Below are 19,765 nucleotides of genomic sequence, written 5' to 3' on the forward strand. Positions count from 1 at the left end.
TTAATCATACAATTTAATATGAAAAAGTACACCTTTTATTTTTTAGGAATAGGCGGAATAGGTATGTCGGCGCTTGCAAACTACCTATTTTGTTGCGGTCATAATGTTTCGGGTAGCGACCTAGTTAGCAACGCTCAAACCAAACGCTTGCAAAGTTTGGGTGTAAAAGTAGTAACAGGTAACAATAAAGATAACCTTGATACGTCGGCAGATTACTTAGTTTATACCCAAGCCATTGACCCGGCAGACCCAGAACTAATTTATGCCAAAGAGCTAGGGATTAAGATAATTTCCCGTGAGAAACTTCTGGGTCGAATATTTAGAACCTTTACCAATCGAATAGCCGTTTCGGGGGCGCACGGTAAGACTACTACTTGCGGTTTATTATATCAAGCTTTGTCGGCAAACCTTGTTTCGCCTACGGCTTTTATAGGCGGAGAAATCTCTGGGCTGGGCAATTTTATTATGGGCAAACCCGATTATTGTATAGCCGAAGCTTGCGAATATAAGGGTAGTTTTTTAACGCTTTCTTCTACTATTTCGGTAATTCTCAACGTTGACCTCGAACATTTAGACTACTACAAGGAACTTAAAGATATCGAGCGAGCCTTTAATAAATTTGCCTGTAAGACTTGCCAAGGCGGAGTTGTCGTAACTAACGGCGACGCTGTGCCTTATTACATTACTAATAATTGTTTGGCAAAGAATATCACCTACGGTTTTAATAAAAATAATAATTTTTTTGCAACAAACATCACTCAAAAAAATGCTAAGTATTCTTTTGATTGCTATAAAAACGGCGACTTTTACGCCCATATTAATTTGCTTTTGCGTGGCAGACATAATATTTATAACGCCCTTGCAACGCTTTGCGTTTGCGATAGCTTAGGACTAGACAAGGTTTGTACGGTCAAAGGCATCGAGTCGTTTTTGGGGGCGCAACGTCGTTGGCAAATAATTACCAACAGTTTTACAAATATTGTTGAAGATTACGCCCATCACCCTAGCGAAGTGCGTTCTCTTGTTGAAACGGCGCTACAACTAGGTTACGATAAAATTATTCTTGCTTTTCAACCGCATACCTACACAAGAACAAGCAAATTGTTTTTAGACTTTGTTTCTTGTTTTGTGGGCGTGGACTACTTGATAATGTTACCAATTTATCCCGCCCGAGAGCAACCCATCGTGGGCGTTACAAGCAAACATCTTGCCGATACTATTGCCGATACCGGGCTTACAAACGCAATTTATTGTCAAGACTTTGAGTCCGCCGGGCGATTAATCGCAACGCTAGCTAGTAAGGAAGACCTTGTGCTGGTAGTGGGCGCTGGCGACATATTTAAATTGAGTTCCTTACTACAAGCATTTTAGTTTTGTAAAAATCATTGAGCTTTTAATTTTTCTGTGTTATACTTTTTGGTATGAAATACGTTTGTGTAATAGGCGGAGCAAATATTGATATATTTGTATCCCCATACTCTCAATTAGTTTTGCGTGACTCTAACCCTTCTCGCATTCACTACGCTTACGGCGGAGTAGCTCGTAACATTGCCGAGAATTTAACAAGGCTACAAGTAAACACTCATTTTGTTACGGCTTTTGGTCAAGATAATTTTGCAGACCTACTCAAACAAGATTGTCTTAGACTAGGTATGGATATTTCTTCAAGTTCGACTTTTAATGGCAACACCTCAACGTATATTTGCGTCAACGACATTTCCAAAGATATGTTTTTAGGCGCTAGCGATATGGACATACTTAGTAACATAAGCGTGGACTTATTGTCTAGCTTGCTTACGCTTTTTAACAACGCTACCGCCATAGTGATTGACACAAATTTAAATGTTGAAGTTTTAGATTATTTAATTTCTAACGTAACACAGCCTATTTTTATCGAAACGGTTTCTTGCGCTAAGGCAAAAAAACTTATATCTCGTCGGTTGCCGTTTAGCATTAAAGCAAATAGCTACGAAGCCGAAGTTATAACCGGCGTAAGTATTACCGACCAAACAAGTTGTCACGAAGCTTTACTTAAATTGAACAAACAAGGGGCTGTCCTTCCAATTATTACTTGTGGAAAAGAGGGCAGTTACTATTATTATAACGGCAAATTTGGACACAATCAAGGCATAAGCGTTATTTCGGGCAACACTACCGGCGCAGGCGACAGTTTTCTTGCAGGCGTAGTTTGGGGTTACCAACAGGGTAAAGACGTTGATTATTGTCTTAGGGCGGGAAGTTTAGCTAGCATACTTACTTTGCAAAGCGACAAACCCGTAAGCGAACTACTTTCAAGCGATTATTTAACAACATTACTTAAATAATTTAGTCGCATAATTTTTAAAAACAATTACAAGCAATTTATTAATAAGAGGAAAATATGTATAACATAAGTATCAGCGAGGAAGTTTCTAACGCTATAAATTCGTCTAGCCCGGTTGTTGCGCTAGAATCTACAATAATCTCACACGGTATGCCTTATCCAAATAACGTTGAAACGGCTTGCGAGGTAGAAGATATCATTCGTTCCTATGGCGCTACTCCGGCTACTATCGCTATTATTAAGGGCGTAATTAAGGTCGGGCTAAGCAAGCAAGAATTGATTTATCTAGGCAAATGCGGTACGGAAGTTACCAAGGTTAGCCGTAGAGATATTTCCGCAGTAGTCGCAAGCAAACTCGACGGAGCTACAACCGTATCGGCCACAATGATAATAGCTCGCAAAGCCGGCATAAATATCTTTGCAACTGGGGGTATAGGCGGAGTTCATAGGGGAGGGGAACTCTCCCTTGATATATCAGCCGACTTACAAGAATTGTCCCGTACGCCCGTAATGGTGGTGTGTAGCGGGGTCAAAAGTATCCTTGACATAGGTCGCACCCGAGAATATCTCGAAACAATGGGCGTTTGCGTATGCGGATATAATACGTTTGACTTTCCCGCTTTTTACAATTCCGTTAGCGGTTACAAGGTCGATTACAATATTGACGCAAGGCTCGGCGCAGATATTCTCAATACCAACCAACAATTAAATTTAAATTCGGGCATAGTCGTAGGCGTTCCCGTTCCGCCAAGTTACGAGATGGATAGGGCGGTAATCGACCAAGCAATTTCTAACGCTATTGACAATCAACACAAACTAAACATAGTAGGCAAAGACATTACCCCGTATTTATTGTCGGCGATAAGCAAGGCGACCGAGGGAGCAAGCCTAGCGACAAATATACACTTAATAAAAAATAACGCAGGCGTAGCTGCGCAAATTGCCGTCGAATACGCAAAACTAATTAAAAATGAGCAAAGATAAATTTAACAACGCCAATAAGGGCGAGGAAAGCTCTCAAAAAGAAGTTGTCGCAACTAAAATAGAAGTTGTCGCAAACGACGAAGCGCCTACCTCGCTAGACACCGCTCTCGATAACGTTTTGCCAAAGGTAAAAGTCGGGGTTAAAGAGCGTAATTTAAAACCTATAAAAAGACTTGCTAAGTTCTCCATTGTCGGTTTATTTGTAGGCATATTTGGTCTTGCAAATTTTACCTTGTTAATACAACTATGCCAATTATTAGATTTTGCAATTACAGACTGGACTATTGTTTTAGCCGAGTGTGTTTCGGTTATATTTACCTCAATTCTATCTTTTTTAATCAACAGTAAATTTACTTTTAGCGACCGTTTAGCTCGCAAAGCCGGTATATGGCTTTATATAGGTTACTATGTAGTTACAACTCCGCTATTTAGTTTACTTATTCTTTGGCTACATCGTAGTTACGGAATAGATTTAATCTATTGCAAAATGATTAAGATTGCCTTAAACGCAATTCTAGATTACTTCTACTGTCAATTCTTTATTTTTAAGTATTTAAAGAAGCGTTACGCTTTGCCCGACAAGGAAATACCAATAATTTAGCTATTTTTATAATATTTTAAAGATTACCGCAAGTTATTAAGATACAAGCGTAAGAACAAAAAATTATCAAATGTAAATTTATTAAGTAAAAATAAACTATCAATTAAAAAACAAGTATATAAATAGGCAATTAAGATAAAAAAATAGGCTTCTAATATAGAAGTCTATTTTGTGGTGGGAGCAACAGGGCTCGAACCTGTGACCCCCTGCTTGTAAGGCAGGTGCTCTCCCAACTGAGCTATGCTCCCAAAAACTGTTCTGGGTGGAAACTTACGAGGGAATAATGGTGACCCCTACGAGACTCGAACTCGTGTTACCGCCGTGAAAGGGCGATGTCTTAGACCGCTTGACCAAGGGGCCGTATTGGTAGCGGCGACTGGACTCGAACCAGTGACCTGCCGGGTATGAACCGGCCGCTATAGCCAACTAAGCTACGCCGCCATATTTGTCTTAGTCGCTGGTACTTGTGTTGGTTGCGGGGGAAGGATTTGAACCTTCGACCTCCGGGTTATGAGCCCGACGAGCTGCCGCTGCTCTACCCCGCGTTATTTCGCCACACGACGCCTAACTATGGTAACATTACACATATTTTTTGTCAAGTATTTGCAACAAAATTTTATTTATTTTGCCTTCAATAACAATTTTAACTTTTTTCCCAATAATTTTTATTGATTAATATTTGACGTTTCTAATTATTCTTCAAATACTTTTTTAATTTAATTTGTCAATAGTACACAGTTTGACCTTTTAGTCACGTCTGTTATCGGTCAATAAATTTTTGCCGTTAGTTTATATTTGCTTTTGCGTGATTTAAATAAAAGATATTGCCAAATCTAAGCAAATATGTTAATATACTAAGAACGCTTAGTAATTTTTGCTATATTTAAACAGTCTTACGCTAATTATTTAACTTACTTATATAAACTAGCATTTACTCTTGTTTTAAGGAGATACTGCAATATGATAGCCTATAAACACACAAAAAAAGGCGAACTTACACAAGTAACCATACCCTACGCTAAGGTCGTTGAGCCTAGTATTGCCAAGGTAAGAATTGAGAAGGCATTAATTTCTTATGGCGATTGCGAAGCGCTTGCAAGCGAACAAACTAGCGACTTTTCTTTGGGTAGATATGCTGTCGGCTCTGTTGCCGAGCTAGCTACAAGCCAGTCTTATTTAGCCAAGAGTTCGAGAGTAGCCATTTCTTCTACCCTTTATTGCAACGATTGTTACAACTGCAAATCTAACAATAAAGAGTGTTGTATCGACCTTAAATATCTCAGCCGAGATTATAACGGCATTTATCAAAATTTTGCCGACCTTCCGCTAGATTGCCTTTATCAACTACCCGATAGCGTTAGTTTTACCGACGGACTATTTATCGAATTTATTTCGCTAGGTTTAAATACTCTTGACGCTATTAAAATAAAAAAAGGCGAACACGTAGCCATTATGTGCGACACTAAGCTAGGGTTACTTATAGCTCAACTTGTATTATATTATGGCGCTATTCCTATTCTTGTTCAACAAGACGAACAAATAATCAATCTTGCAAAACAAATGGGCATTTTCTACGCATTTAATTATAAAAGCACTAGCGAAGTAGATAAAAATATATTTACGCTTACGGGCGGTCGCATGTGCGAAAAAATGATTTATGTTAGAGAGTGTAGATATCCTATTAAAAATATTACCAATCTTTGCGCTCCGTACAGTTCGATTTGTCTATGTATGTGCAACCGAGAAAAAGAAATATTTAACACCGCCGAAATAGTCAACAAGAATATTACCCTTGTTGGGCTTAACAACAGCTTAGGTAATTTCCCAACTGCCATTAACTTGCTGGCTACTAAACAAATTAGTATCGGCTACTTAATAGGTGACACTATCAAGATGTCGTCGCTAGCTACTGCAATGCCACTTATTACCAAAGAACAGCTCAATACCAAGTGTATGATTGTAGAAATGGACTTATAGTTCTAGACAATTAGATATAAGCAAGACTTTTTTTGATTTTGTTTCAAATTGATTTTGTTTCAAACGCTTTTATCGTGGTTAGTCTTTGGCTATATCGACAATATAATTAATAATAAGTAGAAATGAAGTATAAAATTGCTTTTATTTACATAAAGTCCTCAAATGGGTTAAAATATTCATAAAAAATACCTAAATTTTTAAAAAAGTATTGCAATTATTTCGTAGATGTTGTAAAATAGTAGCACAAATTGAAAAGTAGCGCAAAAAATTACTATATTACGGCAAAAACGCAAAAATAGTTGCTTAATAAGGATAATAATATTTAATGACGTCTACCCTTTCTCTACTAGCAATATTACTGCTAATTCTTCCTTGCATAGACCTCGCTTGGTGGTTAATTAGGCGGTATCTTTCACTACCTACCGACAAACAAATCGGCAATTTCTTTGGCGTGTGTTGTTTGGTTGCGGTCGGTTCTCTTTTGCTGTCGATTAATTACGTAGACATCTCTCGTTTTGTCAAATCATTACTTAGCGAAGAACAAATTATCTTCGTTAGAGATATCATAGGCAATATATCTAGTGGCGGTGGCGCAGTCGTAGTATTTAACGCTATTACCTCGCAACTAATGGTTGTGCTTAGCATGTCCTTTATAGTTTACGGCATTAAGATATTTTACTTTTTTAATTTTTTAGTAACTCGTTTATTAGCAAATATAGCTATTATTAAAGTTAAGTTTATTTCTCGCAAGGTAAATTCAAGAAGACTTCATCTTCAATTTAGTCGTTTTAACCAATAAATCTTTAATCATTTTCAAACATTTTTAAGTAAATAAAAGTTTGCTTTTGGCGTTACATACGCTTACTATTTTGTACGCAAATTTTAGTCTAGCTTAAACTAATATATAAAGAGTTTATAGCTATTTATTTTAGCTATTTAGTTGTATATTACTATGCTGTTTATCTTGTTATAGCAAGACAAACCCATCTTAGTATTACAGACTAGGTAATATCGCAAGTAAATTAAATAACATATTTTTTTGGAGGGAAAACAAAAAATGAAAAAGAGAAACAACAAGGGCTTTACCCTAGTAGAGCTTATCGTAGTAATTGTAATCATTGCAATCCTAGCAGGCGTGCTTATCCCTACATTTAGCGGAGTAATCGATAGAGCGCACAAGTCAACCGTTCTTCAAGAGGCTGAAAGTATTAAGACAGTATTCGCTACAATCTTTACAAGCGAGTTATACGCTACAACTACCGATGTTTCGGGAGATAAGGATAAGGCAATTATCGAAAAAGAACTTGGCAATACTATTGCCGGCAAGATAGCTTTCTTTAAGGTTGCTCCTACCGTTGCAAACGACGTTATCACTTCTGGCACTTTTGAAGCATTCTATACAACAAATGCTAACACAAACGCAGCTGCAACTAAGGCAGAAGTATTAGGTTTTGTATATGAAAATGGCGACTATACCGCAATTTACACCCAATCAACAGGCATACTTTTAGTAGTAAAAACACAAAAAACTTAGTATTTAGTTTAACTTATGCCGGTTAAATATCGGCGTAGATTAAAAAGTAATCAAATTAAGTACAATAATTAAATAACATATTTTTTTGGAGGGAAAACAAAAAATGAAAAAGAGAAACAACAAGGGCTTTACCCTAGTAGAGCTTATCGTAGTAATTGTAATCATTGCAATCCTAGCAGGCGTGCTTATTCCTACATTTAGCGGAGTAATCGACAGAGCGCACAAGTCAACCGTTCTTCAAGAGGCTACAAATATTAAAACAATGTTTAATTCTGTCTTTATGGCGGACACAACAACTTACCCGGCTACTTTTACAATAGGTGACGATAAAGTTCTTATGGAGAAACTTTCAGGCGACAAACTACCAGCAGACGCAAAACTTATGTTCTTCAAAACTGCACCTACTGTTGCAAATGAAATGATGCCTAGTGGATATATTACAACTACTACAAACGAAGCCACAACTAAGGCAGAAATATTAGGTTTTGTATATCAAAATGGCGACTATACCGCAATTTACACCCAATCAACAGGTGCGATTGTAGTTGTTAAAACTTATAAAGCTTAATTTAATTGTTTAATAGGAACAAAAAAACAAAATTAGGGTTTACCTTAGCCGAATTGGTGGTAGCTATGTGTCTTACTGGCATAATAGCTGCCGCCATTATTGGCGTTTTTGCAACTCTTAACGGTCTAAGCGGTTCGGCTACTAGCGAAGGCAACAAGCGTGACCAACTACTGGTGTTACAGACCGAACTTAATAGCTTTGTAGATAAGTACGACAGCTTAGAGTACGTTGTTGAAATAATTCCTAGTACTGTGGTAGAAGGTCAAAGCAACGGAATAGTAATTAAAAATAAAACTGACGGTATAGTAACGGCAAGCATTACTTATGCCAACGGCAAATTAGATATTAAGACCCTTGGCACCCCCGGCCAAACAACCAAACAGCTCTCCTTGTCTATTAAATCAATTAATTTTTCTTTAAGTGATAAAAGATTGAATTGTCTACTTGTATTTAATGACAATACAAGATACAATATAATAATAGCCGTACTAGCCGGTCAACCTTAAATAAGCGGGGTATCAATATGCAAATATCATTAAGTTTAGACGTTGAAAGTAAGAAATTGTTTATGTTAGTATGCCCTGAACTAACGGGCAAGAGCATTAAGCAATGTCTTGTAGAAGAATTTACATTTGAGGACAATATTTTGTCAAACGACAAATTGTCCATATTTTCTTTAATCGAACGCTTTGTCATACCCAAAATTACGTCGCTGGGGTTAAGACCTCAACAAGTCGACATCAACTTATCTTTGCCAAGTCAAATGATGGCAATAGACAAATTAGTCGTGCCTTCTCTCAATCGAAATCGCACAAACGAGTCAATTAAAGTTCAACTCAAACAAACTTATCGCAATTACAAGGATATTTTAGTCAACGTTACTAACACTACGGTCAGCAAGACTTCTCGGGAATTTATTGTTCAACTTTGCAAGCGGGACTTAATTGAGTCTATGCTCAAAGAATTTACTTCTTTTGGTTTGCAAGTTAGGTCAATTAATTTTGATTGCGTAAATATTGCCCAAGCAATTTTAAAGGAACGCCCCAAACTAGCCAAACAAACCTTTATCTTTGCTAGGTGTCTTGACGGACAGAGCGTACTAGGCGTATGTAAGGCTGGCGAATTTGTCAGCTATCTCAACTTAAATATCGGCGTTAAGCGTTGTTTTGCGCCTTCGCCAGAAACTCTTACGATAATTAAGGAAGCCGAACGCAAAGGCAAGGCTATTGAGGTTGAAGAAACGCCCGAACAAACCACGGCTACCGAGACATTTGTCAACACCGACAACCTTAGATATTTATCACGCTATTTGGTAAAACTGCTTGAAGTTTACGGATTAGATACGCAAATAGAATTTATTTTGCCTAAGGGCTACGCTAACGAATTCGACGACCTCAAAGTAGATTTATCGCTTAATACCGAGCAAATTGAGCTACCTAACTTCGACACTCACTTTGAGTTATACGGCGCTTTGCTGACTAAGCCTTTTGTAGCCAACATAAATTTATAATGAAATTATTTAGCAAGAGAGGATTTACCATAGTTGAAGTTGTAATTTCGGCAGTTGTGCTAGGCATAGTAATTGTAGCCATAGCGTCTACTTCGATTATGACTATTAATTTACGTCGTAAGACTGACGTAAAGCAGAACTGTATACTTGTTTCTAACAATATTTGGGAAGTTTTTGTAAGCGACAACACTCTAACTTCTCTAATCTCTGTTTATCCTTTTAGCGTGAGTGACATTGCAAAGAAAGAATCCACCATTTATTTTGACGCTAATTGGCAGAACATTACTAATGCAGCGCCCGAAGAAGTTAAATATACGGTAAGGGTTGTAAGAATTGTAGATGTTAACCAGTTAAAGATAGACGCTATTACTATTACCATAACAGACTTTAACAATCAAGTCTTATTTGTTCTTTCTAGCGAGGCGAAGTAATGAAAAAGAATGAAGGTTTTATTTTAGCTTATACTATTATAGTAATGATTTTGTGTTTTGCAATCTGTATGACTCTTGTAGGCGTAGTTAGCAATTACTTTACTTATAATAAAGCGCAAGAGAAAATTTTGCTGGCTAAGGTTGCAACTGATTGCAAGATTATGCAATTTGAGTTTGATTGCGAGCATTATACTTATGTAGACGACACAAATTTAACTACTTTTGTTCAAGGTAAGTTAGGCGGTATAGATATCGGTACAAAAAAGATTACCTATGTAGCAAACGGAGTAATTGTGGTATTTGACTATGTTGTGTCAGGTAATATATTAACGTTGACTGTTTACAGCAAGGGGTAGCTAATGGACGTTTTAATTTACATTTTAGTGGGCATTACAGGAGCTTGTTTTGGTAGCTTTGCTAATGTTCTTATATATAGGTTGCCTAACAATATGTCGATAGTTAGCCCTGATTCGCACTGCGTAAGTTGCAACCACCCAATTAGTTGGTACGACAACTTGCCAATAATTTCTTACATAATTTTGCGTGGTAGATGTCGATATTGCAAGGCTAAGTTTAGCCCTCGTTATATGATAGTCGAGCTGCTAACGGCAATATTATTTTGTCTTGCGCTTATGTGGTTTGGCATTAATTACTATACGATTATAGTTTGTCTTGCCCTTGTGACTATGCTTGCTATATTTTTTATAGACTGGGAGCATCAAATTATTCCCGATAGCTTAGTAATCGCCCTACTTGTTTGCGGTATTGCCTCAATGTTTTTTAGCAATGTTGTTTGGTGGGAAAGACTTGTTGGCTTTGCAGGTTGCGGACTGATATTGTTTTTAATAGGTCTATTGACAAGCAAGATTGCTAAGAAGGACGCCTTAGGTTTTGGCGACGTTAAGTTAGTCGCCGTTTGCGGACTTCTTGTCGGCTACAAGGCGGGGCTACTAGCTATATTTATGGCTAGCGTATTTGCCGGAATATACTTGTTATTTATCAAGATAGTAAAAAAACAAAGCATAGACAAACCCTTTGGATTTGCGCCCTTTTTGACCTTAGCCTTTGCCATTTGTATGTTTTTCGGCGACATAATAGTTAAATGGTATTTTGGATTATTTGCAATTTGACCGCAAATAACGTATAATATTAGTTAAATCATTTTTAAGAAACTAAGGAGGAATAAGTTGCAGAAATTTAAATATTTGGCTATTGATGTCAATAGAAAGAAATATCGAGGACTTTTCCTTGCGGAAAACGAGGACGACTTACAACAGCAGTTGGCTCGTCAAAAATTATATTTAGTTAAGGCTGTTTCACTATCTAACAAGTCGCCCACCAGCGACTTCTTTGCCATTTCAAGTAGAGTTAAGCCTGCGGAGATTACAAATTTTAGTAGGCAATTCTCAATTATGATAAATTCCGCTGTACCTATTGTTAAGTGTATCGAAACGCTTAAAGAGCAGAGTTACTCATCTCTATTTAAAAAAGTTTTAAATATTGTTTACGAAGATATATTGTCGGGCGTACTCTTGTCGCAAGCCTTTGCTAAGCACAAGAAAGTTTTCCCGACCTTTTTTGTAAGTATGATTTCGGTAGGCGAAGTTAGCGGTAAGCTTGACCAAATTTTAAACAAACTTGCCTCGTATTATGAAAATAATGAAAAAATAAGAAATAAGGTTCGTACGGCGACAGCTTACCCGACTATGCTGTTCTTTATGATTATTGCCGTAGTTATAATCTTATTTACCTTTGTTTTACCGATGTTTAAGGAATCTCTTGAAAAAATGGGCGTCGAACTGCCTGCGCTTACAAGAACGCTATTTGCAATCAACGACTTCTTGCAGAATAACGGTATGTATTTGCTAATTGTTCTACTTTGTTTAGTCGCTCTATTGATTATGGTCGGCGCTTCAAAAAAAGGCAGACTTTTCTTTGATAAATTAAAGATGAAATTACCTTTGTTTAGCGCCGTTTCACGTGCCTCAATCGCCTCTAAATTTGCAGGTGGTTTTGGAATACTCTTGTCTAGCGGTATGTCGATTGTAGACGCAATGGAACTTATGGGCAAACTTCTTGGCAACAAGTACGCCGAACAACTTTACGACGAGGCAGTATTCGAAGTCAAGCGAGGCGTGCCGATTTCTATTGCGCTAGAAGGTAAGAATATATTTCCCGGCATACTTATACAGATGATTTCGGTCGGCGAAAGTACCGGCGCAATGGACGAGATACTTTTACGCACAACCGGCTACTTTGACGAACGCCTTGCCGAAACAATGCAACGCATAACTTCAATAATCGAGCCTGCAATGCTTATTTTTATGGGCGTAATCGTTTGCATAGTAGTGCTTGCCGTATATACCCCAATGCTTAGTATTATGGAGTCGCTAGACGGTACGACAACGCCGGATATACCTACGCCCTAGCGTGATTACTATAAATTGCTTGTTTAATTAAGCTAAGCAATTTAAAGAGCAATTAAGAAAGTTACAATAATTTATTGACAAATAATTGTTAATATTAAAAGCTATTAAAAACAATTAAGCAAAAACAATTAAGCAAAAATTGTTTAAGAAAATAATACAAACTTAAATAATTGAAATTAAAGGGATAATTATGTTATTTAATCAACAAAGAGCAATTATTATCGCATCGAAGAAATATTTAAGGAAGTCTGTGCTACGTGAAACGCTAAACCAAGCAGAGCAGACTAACCAACCCTTGTTAACGCTACTAAAAGCTAGGGCATTACTTACCGATATGCAAATACTCAACGTCGAAGCGCAATTTTATAATTTAGCTTGCGTTGACCTAGAAATGCTTACGATAGACCAAGATTTATTTAACTCCGTTTCCTATCTTTTTTTAAAGCGGTTTTCAATCGTTCCCGTTAAAAAATTAGCTAGTGGCAGTGTTTTATATGCAATAGGCGATGTGGTAGACGGTTATGCGCTTTCCCAACTTATGCTGTTTAGCATAGCTCCGCCCGAATTTATCTTAGTATTGAAGTCGCAAATTGATAAATATTTAGAGTCGCAAATTGCCACCAAGACAACTACAATTGCGCTACAAGACTTAGAGCAACAACGCAAAAGCGAGAATAAAGGGCAAGACGACCAAGAAGAAGTCAACGACTTAGTTGTAAATGCGCCTGCGGTAAGGCTAGTTGAGTCAATTATTAAAGAAGCTTTGCCTCTAAGAGCGTCGGATATTCACTTAGAGCCATTTGAAACTTTTGTGCGAGTTAGATATAGAATAGACGGCGAATTAATTGAAAGAGCAAGATTTGATATAGATTCTTACCCGGCAATCAACGCAAGAATTAAGATTATGTCGGGCATAAATATAGCCGAACGGCGTATTCCGCAAGACGGCAGGTTTAATCTATCGGCAAACGGCACAGAATGGGACTTTCGTGTTTCTACAATGCCAACAGTTTTTGGCGAAAAGTTCGTTTTGCGTATTTTAGACAAATCTTCGTTTATGTTTACCTCTCGTGAGCTACTTAACTTTACCGAAAAAGAGAATGAGCTAGTCACCGCAATGATATCTCGTCCCTATGGTATAGTTTTAACCGTAGGACCTACGGGTTGCGGTAAATCTACGACAGTTTACTCCTTTTTAAAAGAAATTAATAAACCTAACGTCAATATAATTACAGTCGAAGACCCTATCGAATATATGTTACCGGGTATTAACCAAGTTCAAGTCAACCCAAAAGCCGACCTAACTTTTGGTACGGCGCTGAGAAGTATTTTGCGTCAAGACCCCAACGTAATAATGGTCGGTGAAATGCGTGACGAAGAAACGGCTCAAATTGCCGTTAGAGCGGCAATTACTGGTCACTTAGTTTTCTCTACTTTGCACACCAACGATGCGCCAAGCTCGGCTATTAGATTAAGCGATATGGGGATAGAGCCATATTTGCTTGCCGATGCGCTAGTAGGCGTAATTAGCCAAAGACTAGTAAAAAAACTTTGTCCGGTTTGTCGCAAAAAGGTAAAAAGCAATCAACGTGAAACAGAAATTTTGAAGCTTGACGAACCAACCACAATTTATAGACCGGACGGTTGTCAATTTTGCAATAACACAGGGTATCGTGGCAGAATGGCGATACACGAAATAATGTACGCAAGCGAGCGTGTTAAATCGGCGATTGCCGACAAACTTCCGCTTGAAGAGCTTAGAGGCATTTGTAAGAGCGAGGGACTAATCAATTTGTGGGATTCTTGCAAAGAGCAAGTACTTAGAGGAAACACCAGCATACAAGAATTAATGTCGCTAACGGTCGAATAGGTGGAAGATGAAGCAAACAGTTTTACAAGTTAAAAATTTAGTCAAATCATATAACAAAGCGCCTGTACTAAAAAGTATCTCTTTTGAAGGTTACGCAGGTGAAATACTCAGTTTTGTAGGCGCAAACGGCGTAGGTAAATCTACTACAATCAAATGTATTAGCGGTATCATTCCTTACGAAGACGGCGAAATATTTATTAACGGCAAGAGTATGGACGAATTTCCGCTAGACTGCAAGCGTGAGGTCGGTTATGTCGCCGACAATCAAGCCGTATACGAATTTATGACGGGTATGCAGTATCTTGACTTTATCGCCGGTGTTTTTAAAGTTGACTACGAGCGCAAGAAAGCCATAATCGAGCATCTTAGTCAAGCCTATGGTTTGACCAAGTATTTAAACCGAAAAATTAGCACTTATTCGCACGGCACTCAGCAAAAGATAGCTATTTTAGCCTCCCTTGTGCATAGTCCAAAACTATGGATACTTGACGAGCCTTTTACCGGGCTTGACGTTAAAATGACTAGGGAAATTAAGCAATCAATGCAAGAAGCTAAACAACTCGGCAGTTGCGTATTCTTTTCTTCTCACAATATGGACGTAGTGCAAAGAATTAGCGATAGAGCGATTATAATTATTAACGGGCAGATAGCAGAAACAATCGATATTGCAGAATTTAATGCAAGTAATAGGTCGCTAGAAGATTATTATTTGTTTTTAGAAGAAAAGTTTGCTAATAGTGTCGAGGAAGACAATGCTTAAACTACTTATCAAGAAAGAATTTAAATTATATTTTAACAAATTAGACGGCAAGTCGGGTTTTGTAGACAAGCTAATTTCTTTTTTATGCCTTGCGTTAATTATAAGCGTATTTACCTATGTGTTTAGCGGTATTGTGGGCGGTTTTACAAAAATGGGGTTGTCCTATCAACTGCTTACGGTGGGCGTTACTTGTATAGGTTTAATTCAAATTGCGTTAGGACTTCCAAAAGTTTCAAGCGTTTTATTTTTAAGCGCAGACAACAATATTTGTATGGCGCTACCTATTTCTAATAAACAAGTGGTAATTAGCAAATTTATAGTTTTATTTGTCAATCAATGCTTAGCAAACACCGTTATTCTTTTACCGCTTTGTATTAGTTACGGCGTAATTACTTCGGCAAATACCTTGTTTTACTTCGGCATAATTTTACTTATAGTGTTTTTTTCTTTGTTTACGTTAAGCGTAGATATGCTACTGTCTAGATTATTTATTAAGATTAGACTTTTCTTTGCGAAACATCGAATATTATATATCGCCTCGACTTTAATTTGCCTAGGAGCGTTATTTTTCGTCTACGTCAAAATATTGTATTTATTTAACGATATTTTGCTAGACAGCGGACTTAAATATTTGTTTACTTATGAAAATGGACAACTTCTTACAACCTTGTCTAAATTTTTTATTCCCTTTAATTTGCTTGTAAACATTATACTCGGGCAAAAACTTTTATCTTTGTTTGCGCTTTTAGCCATACCTGCGTTAACTTTTTTAGGCGGATACTATGTATATAAAATATATTCTAAGACGCTTTTAACCACGCAGACGACGGCTCAAACCAAAGAGAACCTCAATGTTACCGTTCCAGCAAACAAGTCGGTAACTTTAACTTTAATGAAGAAAGAACTCGGCGCTATATTTAGCTCAAATGGAAGTACAAGCTATATTATAAATGTTTTTTCTTTGCCTATACTAATTTGTTCTACGGCAAAAGTTATCAATACAATTATTAGCACGCTGTTTGGCAGTTTGTTTGCGCCATATTTTACCCTTGCGATATTTTTGCTTTATATTACGCTTGCAAGTTCAAGCGCAGGTAGTTGTTTGTCAAGGGAGAAGAAGGCTATACAAAATCTTAAAACAATGCCGATAAGCTATATCAAACAAATTAACATTAAATTATTAGTGAGCGCAATTCCAAATGTTATAGCTATTATTATAACAACTTTTGGACTTATGATATTTAATAATTTTAGCTTTTTACTTGCGATTTCGCAGTCTGGCGTAGTAATATTATATTACATTATAGTTTCGGTAGCCCAAGTCGAAAAGGACATTTCTTCGCCGAGCCTAGACGGAAGAAACACTGCGTCTAACGGAGTTATGTTACTTAGTTTTCTAGGCAGTTTAGTAGTGTTAGGGCTTGCGATATTTTCCGCCTTTATGCAGGTCAAACTGGTCTACTTGTTGTTAATCGGTCTAGTTGGTTTAGTCGCCATTTTGAGTTATGGCTTATTGTGCTACAAAGCTAACAGACTTATTGAAAAGATTGGTTTGTAGGAGAAATATATGAAGAAGAATTTTATTTTATTAATTATGGTTTTGCCCTTCTTACTTATGTTTTTTGCTTATGGCGTAGGCAATATTATTTCTTTGCCTTTTAATATCGAAGTAGAGAGTCTTACAACTAATTACGACGCTTATGAGGAGACGGGCGCAGAGAGTCCTTACAAACTTCACGCTAACATTTACCCGACCTATGCGGCAAATGCAAAACTTATTTGGTCGGTAAGTCCCGACTTAGATACCGGCGAAACCATAGCCGAGATTGTAGTTAAAGGACAAGATAGTTACCTAGTCTTCAATAAAGATAGCTCCGGCAATTTTATTACTGGTCGAGTTTGTGTTTCTGTCGAACTTTCAGGCGGACGATTTAAGCAAAGTTTCGAAATGTTTGGCATAGGCAAAGAAACCACTTTACAGAAGATATTTTTAAGTAAAAGCGACGCAAATTCTCAACACTTTGTAGTTGGCAAATATAATTTAATAAATGGCGAAAAACAATTAAGCGTCGAAAGTAATTTTAAATTAGGAGTAATTCCAAAAAATTCTTCCAAAGAATTTGACTTTATCTATATTAATTCAGCGGGCGAAGAAATCAGCGAGCAAGAGTCGGTTGCGACTTTTGACAAAGACAATTTATCAATTACTGTAAAAGTAGATGGTAAGTTTGGGATAAGAATTGTAAGCCAAGTTGATAAAAATATTACTTTTGATTATCACTTAGATATTCTAGACGCAGTTAACGTATTTAATTATCAAGATTTACTTTTTTGCACAAATAAGTCTGCAAGTGGCGAAGCTATCGTATTGAGAAAGAATTTAGGCAGTTTAGCCGAAGTAAATAATAGCGAATTAAAAAATTACGCTTTATTTGGCGAATTGTCAAAAAATAGTTCAAACGGAGAAATTGTTACTTGCGAACATACAAACCTTCCCACTACTTACGATTGGAAATTTTATGAAAATCAAGGTTTATCTCAACCCGAAGTAATAGTAGGCATTACTTTTAAACAAAATTTATACGGCAACGGCTTCACGCTTAACGCTCACGAGCTGGCTTTTCCTAGCGGTAAAGACACTAATAAGAAACCCTTGCCTAGTGGTAGTGATTTATTTAAGTCGCCCCTTGCATTTGTTGGCGCTGCTAATATGAAAGTTTACGGACAAGATAATATCGGTTTTTTGGTCAAGGGCGACGGAATTTTAATTGACAACGTTTCGTTAAAGAATTGTTCTAACGTTAGCGATTTAACTCACCTTGACTACGTCGGCACAGTTTTAGAAATAATAGGCGATAATTGCAAGTTGACTAATTCGACCGTAAGCAACGGAAGAACGGTAATAAGAAGTTTTAGCAACGATAATTTTACAATAGATAACTGTTTACTTCAATACGCAAGGGAGTTTATATTAAAAGTCGGTAGCAACAGTCTAGTTAGGTCGACTATGTCAAATTTGTATCCCACTGGTAACCCTAGCGACAGTTCGGTAATAATTTGCGATACGCAGTTTTATAAGTCCGGTATGTTTTGCATAGCAATAGATGCGCATTTTAGCGGTAGTTATATTTGCGACGGTATGGGCGGAAGATTTCCTGAGGCAATAGGTCTAGGCGCTACAAGTTCGCCAACCATAGTGACTATTAAGGGCGACACTAAGTTTTTCGATTGGAAAGCTATTGATAGCCTTGACAGTAGCACATTAATTACAGGCGCAGGCGAAAACGCTATTCAGCTTAATGAAATATTTAAAATGTTCAAGAGTAAGTTTCCAGTCGAAGCTAAAAATGTCTTTAAAGTACAGGACGGAAAAGACTATGTCCACGGCGGTATTGCATTTTTTGGCGGTGGAAGAAACGACTCTACCATAACTTTTGAAGGTAACGTTGATAGCGCAAGGGGCGGTATGTTCTACTTAGCAATGGGGCTAGAAGAAATTAAAGAGAGCTTAGGCAATTACGCCGAGCATTTTATAGCTGCGGCAGGCAGAGAAAAATTTAGATTTTTAATCTATAACAGCGCCGTGACTGATATAGTAATAGACTCAATACCTACTCAAAAAGGATACAAGCAAGTTAGTTGACGCTAATTGCTCAAACAAATAGATTATTTAAATAATACCAAACTAAGCTCTAAATATTTTTGTTTAGAGCTTTTTTAAATCAGTATGAGTTGCTTAGTTTTTTCTAACAATGTGTTTAGTATCTTATGTTGAAAAAATAAGTAATAATATACTTTTTATCTATTTAACGTATTTACAAGTTTTCGAGGAATATCTTTGTTTATCATCAATAAATTCTCGTAGTCGGCGTAAGGGTAGGGGTGAGAGTAGCTATCTTTTCCAACTTCAATCGTAAATGCGGGAATATCTAATTTTTGTATGCACCAATCTTTATAACCGCCTGCGCTTCTACTATTTTCGGCAAGAGCGTAAGAGGTATTTTGAGCAATTCCCTTAGCTAATCGGTAATGTTCCCACAGTTTTGTTCTGGTTTGACCAAACCGCCAATATATCACCTCGCCTTTTGTGTGATAAGAAAGGGTCGCCTTAGGGCGCAAAGCTGTTGTAAAATTAATTAAAGCCATTGTTTCGGGTTCGCTGTTTGCATATTCACCCACATAGTTTTGGCTAGACGGATAAAAGACATTTTGTTCGCCCGAACCGAAATTTGCGTCAAAATTAACATTTAAATCTACTCCTCTTGCGTTAGCTTTCCACAGTGAAAAGTCGCTGTGACCGTTAATTTGTAGCAATTTTTTACGCAGTTGCTTGTCTTTAATTACCGTATCGCCTTGTTGCGCAAGCATAACGCCGTCTACGTTTACCATAGGTATAAAATATATACCGCCGTTTAAAATTAAATCTTTGCGGGCAAGCAAATGTTTAGCCATATCAAGCACAAGCAATGCCGTAATATGTTCTCTTGCGTGAATTGCGCCTTGTACGATGATGCAATTTTTTTTATCATTGCCTATATAAATATAGGGTATGCGGTTTTTTAAATACGAATCGCCGACTACCCCTGTTTCTACCCCAATCGAATTAAATATATCTACCTCTTTGAGTAAATCTTCGTATCCAAACATTTTTATTTGCCTCCCAATTCTTCAATAAATTGCTATTGATTAATGATTATTTGCTAATCTTACTTAAACCGCCGTTTTTTCACAAAAATTACTATACAATATGCTTTATCCCCTTGTAAGTGTGATTATTT

Annotated in this window: 19 protein-coding genes and 4 tRNA genes; 18 read left to right on the forward strand and 5 right to left on the reverse strand. The window is 37.2% G+C overall.

Annotated elements, in window-relative coordinates:
* The first annotated feature begins 18 nt into the window (after positions 1-18).
* The 4 genes from murC to RR062_03505 are packed head-to-tail and all read left to right on the forward strand — an operon-like array spanning position 19 to position 3,908.
* Positions 19-1,371 (forward strand): UDP-N-acetylmuramate--L-alanine ligase, encoded by a 1,353-nt coding sequence (gene murC, locus RR062_03490; GenBank protein MEG2026775.1) that lies wholly within the window; start codon positions 19-21, stop codon positions 1,369-1,371.
* Between the two features lie 50 nt (positions 1,372-1,421).
* Positions 1,422-2,324, forward strand: coding sequence for a carbohydrate kinase family protein (locus tag RR062_03495; protein ID MEG2026776.1), 903 nt, complete (start codon positions 1,422-1,424; stop codon positions 2,322-2,324).
* A 56-nt stretch (positions 2,325-2,380) separates the two neighbouring features.
* Complete coding sequence (locus RR062_03500; protein MEG2026777.1) at positions 2,381-3,307, forward strand: pseudouridine-5'-phosphate glycosidase; 927 nt, start codon at positions 2,381-2,383, stop codon at positions 3,305-3,307.
* Positions 3,294-3,908, forward strand: coding sequence for a GtrA family protein (locus RR062_03505; GenBank protein MEG2026778.1), 615 nt, complete (start codon positions 3,294-3,296; stop codon positions 3,906-3,908). The genes RR062_03500 and RR062_03505 overlap by 14 nt, the downstream gene beginning before the upstream one ends.
* A gap of 172 nt (positions 3,909-4,080) precedes the next feature.
* On the opposite strand, the gene RR062_03510 is transcribed toward RR062_03505, so the two are convergent.
* The 4 genes from RR062_03510 to RR062_03525 all read right to left on the reverse strand — a co-directional run bounded on the left by RR062_03510 (position 4,081) and on the right by RR062_03525 (position 4,453).
* A tRNA-Val gene (locus RR062_03510) sits at positions 4,081-4,156 on the reverse strand.
* A gap of 36 nt (positions 4,157-4,192) precedes the next feature.
* Positions 4,193-4,268: transfer RNA gene (locus RR062_03515), tRNA-Glu, on the reverse strand.
* Positions 4,269-4,272: 4 nt separating this feature from the next.
* A tRNA-Met gene (locus RR062_03520) sits at positions 4,273-4,349 on the reverse strand.
* 29 nt (positions 4,350-4,378) lie between these two features.
* Positions 4,379-4,453, reverse strand: a tRNA-Met gene (locus tag RR062_03525).
* A gap of 415 nt (positions 4,454-4,868) precedes the next feature.
* Between RR062_03525 and RR062_03530 the strand changes: the two genes are divergently transcribed.
* From RR062_03530 to RR062_03595, 14 genes are all read left to right on the forward strand, one after another.
* Positions 4,869-5,885, forward strand: a complete 1,017-nt coding sequence (locus RR062_03530; protein MEG2026779.1) for a zinc-binding dehydrogenase — start codon at positions 4,869-4,871, stop codon at positions 5,883-5,885.
* Positions 5,886-6,210: 325 nt separating this feature from the next.
* On the forward strand, positions 6,211-6,684 hold the full coding sequence (locus tag RR062_03535) for a hypothetical protein (protein ID MEG2026780.1): 474 nt from the start codon (positions 6,211-6,213) through the stop codon (positions 6,682-6,684).
* Positions 6,685-6,942: 258 nt separating this feature from the next.
* Positions 6,943-7,419, forward strand: coding sequence for a prepilin-type N-terminal cleavage/methylation domain-containing protein (locus RR062_03540; protein MEG2026781.1), 477 nt, complete (start codon positions 6,943-6,945; stop codon positions 7,417-7,419).
* Between the two features lie 103 nt (positions 7,420-7,522).
* Complete coding sequence (locus RR062_03545; GenBank protein MEG2026782.1) at positions 7,523-7,987, forward strand: prepilin-type N-terminal cleavage/methylation domain-containing protein; 465 nt, start codon at positions 7,523-7,525, stop codon at positions 7,985-7,987.
* A gap of 65 nt (positions 7,988-8,052) precedes the next feature.
* Complete coding sequence (locus tag RR062_03550) at positions 8,053-8,493, forward strand: hypothetical protein (GenBank protein ID MEG2026783.1); 441 nt, start codon at positions 8,053-8,055, stop codon at positions 8,491-8,493.
* Positions 8,494-8,510: 17 nt separating this feature from the next.
* Entirely contained in the window at positions 8,511-9,497 is a 987-nt protein-coding gene (locus RR062_03555) for a hypothetical protein (protein ID MEG2026784.1), read from the forward strand.
* Positions 9,497-9,928 (forward strand): type II secretion system protein, encoded by a 432-nt coding sequence (locus RR062_03560; protein MEG2026785.1) that lies wholly within the window; start codon positions 9,497-9,499, stop codon positions 9,926-9,928. Before RR062_03555 ends, RR062_03560 begins: the two co-directional genes overlap by 1 nt.
* Entirely contained in the window at positions 9,928-10,284 is a 357-nt protein-coding gene (locus RR062_03565) for a hypothetical protein (protein ID MEG2026786.1), read from the forward strand. Before RR062_03560 ends, RR062_03565 begins: the two co-directional genes overlap by 1 nt.
* A gap of 3 nt (positions 10,285-10,287) precedes the next feature.
* On the forward strand, positions 10,288-11,058 hold the full coding sequence (locus RR062_03570) for a prepilin peptidase (protein MEG2026787.1): 771 nt from the start codon (positions 10,288-10,290) through the stop codon (positions 11,056-11,058).
* Between the two features lie 57 nt (positions 11,059-11,115).
* Entirely contained in the window at positions 11,116-12,357 is a 1,242-nt protein-coding gene (locus tag RR062_03575; GenBank protein ID MEG2026788.1) for a type II secretion system F family protein, read from the forward strand.
* A gap of 190 nt (positions 12,358-12,547) precedes the next feature.
* Positions 12,548-14,227 (forward strand): GspE/PulE family protein, encoded by a 1,680-nt coding sequence (locus RR062_03580; GenBank protein ID MEG2026789.1) that lies wholly within the window; start codon positions 12,548-12,550, stop codon positions 14,225-14,227.
* A 7-nt stretch (positions 14,228-14,234) separates the two neighbouring features.
* Positions 14,235-14,987: an ABC transporter ATP-binding protein gene (locus tag RR062_03585; GenBank protein MEG2026790.1), complete on the forward strand. Its 753-nt coding sequence runs from the start codon at positions 14,235-14,237 to the stop codon at positions 14,985-14,987.
* Entirely contained in the window at positions 14,980-16,545 is a 1,566-nt protein-coding gene (locus RR062_03590; protein ID MEG2026791.1) for a hypothetical protein, read from the forward strand. The genes RR062_03585 and RR062_03590 overlap by 8 nt, the downstream gene beginning before the upstream one ends.
* A gap of 9 nt (positions 16,546-16,554) precedes the next feature.
* On the forward strand, positions 16,555-18,630 hold the full coding sequence (locus RR062_03595; GenBank protein ID MEG2026792.1) for a hypothetical protein: 2,076 nt from the start codon (positions 16,555-16,557) through the stop codon (positions 18,628-18,630).
* Between the two features lie 155 nt (positions 18,631-18,785).
* Here RR062_03595 and RR062_03600 read toward each other — a convergent pair whose 3' ends face one another.
* Positions 18,786-19,634 carry a M14 family zinc carboxypeptidase gene (locus RR062_03600; GenBank protein ID MEG2026793.1) on the reverse strand — a complete coding sequence of 283 codons (849 nt, stop codon included), beginning with the start codon at positions 19,632-19,634 and terminating at the stop codon, positions 18,786-18,788.
* Positions 19,635-19,765: the final 131 nt, after the last annotated feature.

It is taken from the genome of Clostridia bacterium (genome assembly GCA_036654455.1).
Lineage (GTDB): Bacteria > Bacillota > Clostridia > Christensenellales > CAG-314 > JAVVRZ01.

What these genes read in the sequence shown, in the direction of transcription:
- RR062_03530 (MEG2026779.1), top strand. Translation starts at nt 4,869, where the DNA reads ATGATAGCCTATAAACACACAAAAAAAGGCGAACTTACACAAGTAACC.
- RR062_03585 (MEG2026790.1), top strand. Translation starts at nt 14,235, where the DNA reads ATGAAGCAAACAGTTTTACAAGTTAAAAATTTAGTCAAATCATATAAC.
- RR062_03540 (MEG2026781.1), top strand. Translation starts at nt 6,943, where the DNA reads ATGAAAAAGAGAAACAACAAGGGCTTTACCCTAGTAGAGCTTATCGTA.
- RR062_03595 (MEG2026792.1), top strand. Translation starts at nt 16,555, where the DNA reads ATGAAGAAGAATTTTATTTTATTAATTATGGTTTTGCCCTTCTTACTT.
- RR062_03560 (MEG2026785.1), top strand. Translation starts at nt 9,497, where the DNA reads ATGAAATTATTTAGCAAGAGAGGATTTACCATAGTTGAAGTTGTAATT.
- RR062_03505 (MEG2026778.1), top strand. Translation starts at nt 3,294, where the DNA reads ATGAGCAAAGATAAATTTAACAACGCCAATAAGGGCGAGGAAAGCTCT.
- RR062_03535 (MEG2026780.1), top strand. Translation starts at nt 6,211, where the DNA reads ATGACGTCTACCCTTTCTCTACTAGCAATATTACTGCTAATTCTTCCT.
- RR062_03570 (MEG2026787.1), top strand. Translation starts at nt 10,288, where the DNA reads ATGGACGTTTTAATTTACATTTTAGTGGGCATTACAGGAGCTTGTTTT.
- RR062_03590 (MEG2026791.1), top strand. Translation starts at nt 14,980, where the DNA reads ATGCTTAAACTACTTATCAAGAAAGAATTTAAATTATATTTTAACAAA.
- RR062_03495 (MEG2026776.1), top strand. Translation starts at nt 1,422, where the DNA reads ATGAAATACGTTTGTGTAATAGGCGGAGCAAATATTGATATATTTGTA.
- RR062_03565 (MEG2026786.1), top strand. Translation starts at nt 9,928, where the DNA reads ATGAAAAAGAATGAAGGTTTTATTTTAGCTTATACTATTATAGTAATG.
- RR062_03600 (MEG2026793.1), bottom strand. Translation starts at nt 19,634, where the DNA reads ATGTTTGGATACGAAGATTTACTCAAAGAGGTAGATATATTTAATTCG.
- RR062_03500 (MEG2026777.1), top strand. Translation starts at nt 2,381, where the DNA reads ATGTATAACATAAGTATCAGCGAGGAAGTTTCTAACGCTATAAATTCG.
- murC (MEG2026775.1), top strand. Translation starts at nt 19, where the DNA reads ATGAAAAAGTACACCTTTTATTTTTTAGGAATAGGCGGAATAGGTATG.
- RR062_03580 (MEG2026789.1), top strand. Translation starts at nt 12,548, where the DNA reads ATGTTATTTAATCAACAAAGAGCAATTATTATCGCATCGAAGAAATAT.
- RR062_03545 (MEG2026782.1), top strand. Translation starts at nt 7,523, where the DNA reads ATGAAAAAGAGAAACAACAAGGGCTTTACCCTAGTAGAGCTTATCGTA.
- RR062_03555 (MEG2026784.1), top strand. Translation starts at nt 8,511, where the DNA reads ATGCAAATATCATTAAGTTTAGACGTTGAAAGTAAGAAATTGTTTATG.
- RR062_03550 (MEG2026783.1), top strand. Translation starts at nt 8,053, where the DNA reads ATGTGTCTTACTGGCATAATAGCTGCCGCCATTATTGGCGTTTTTGCA.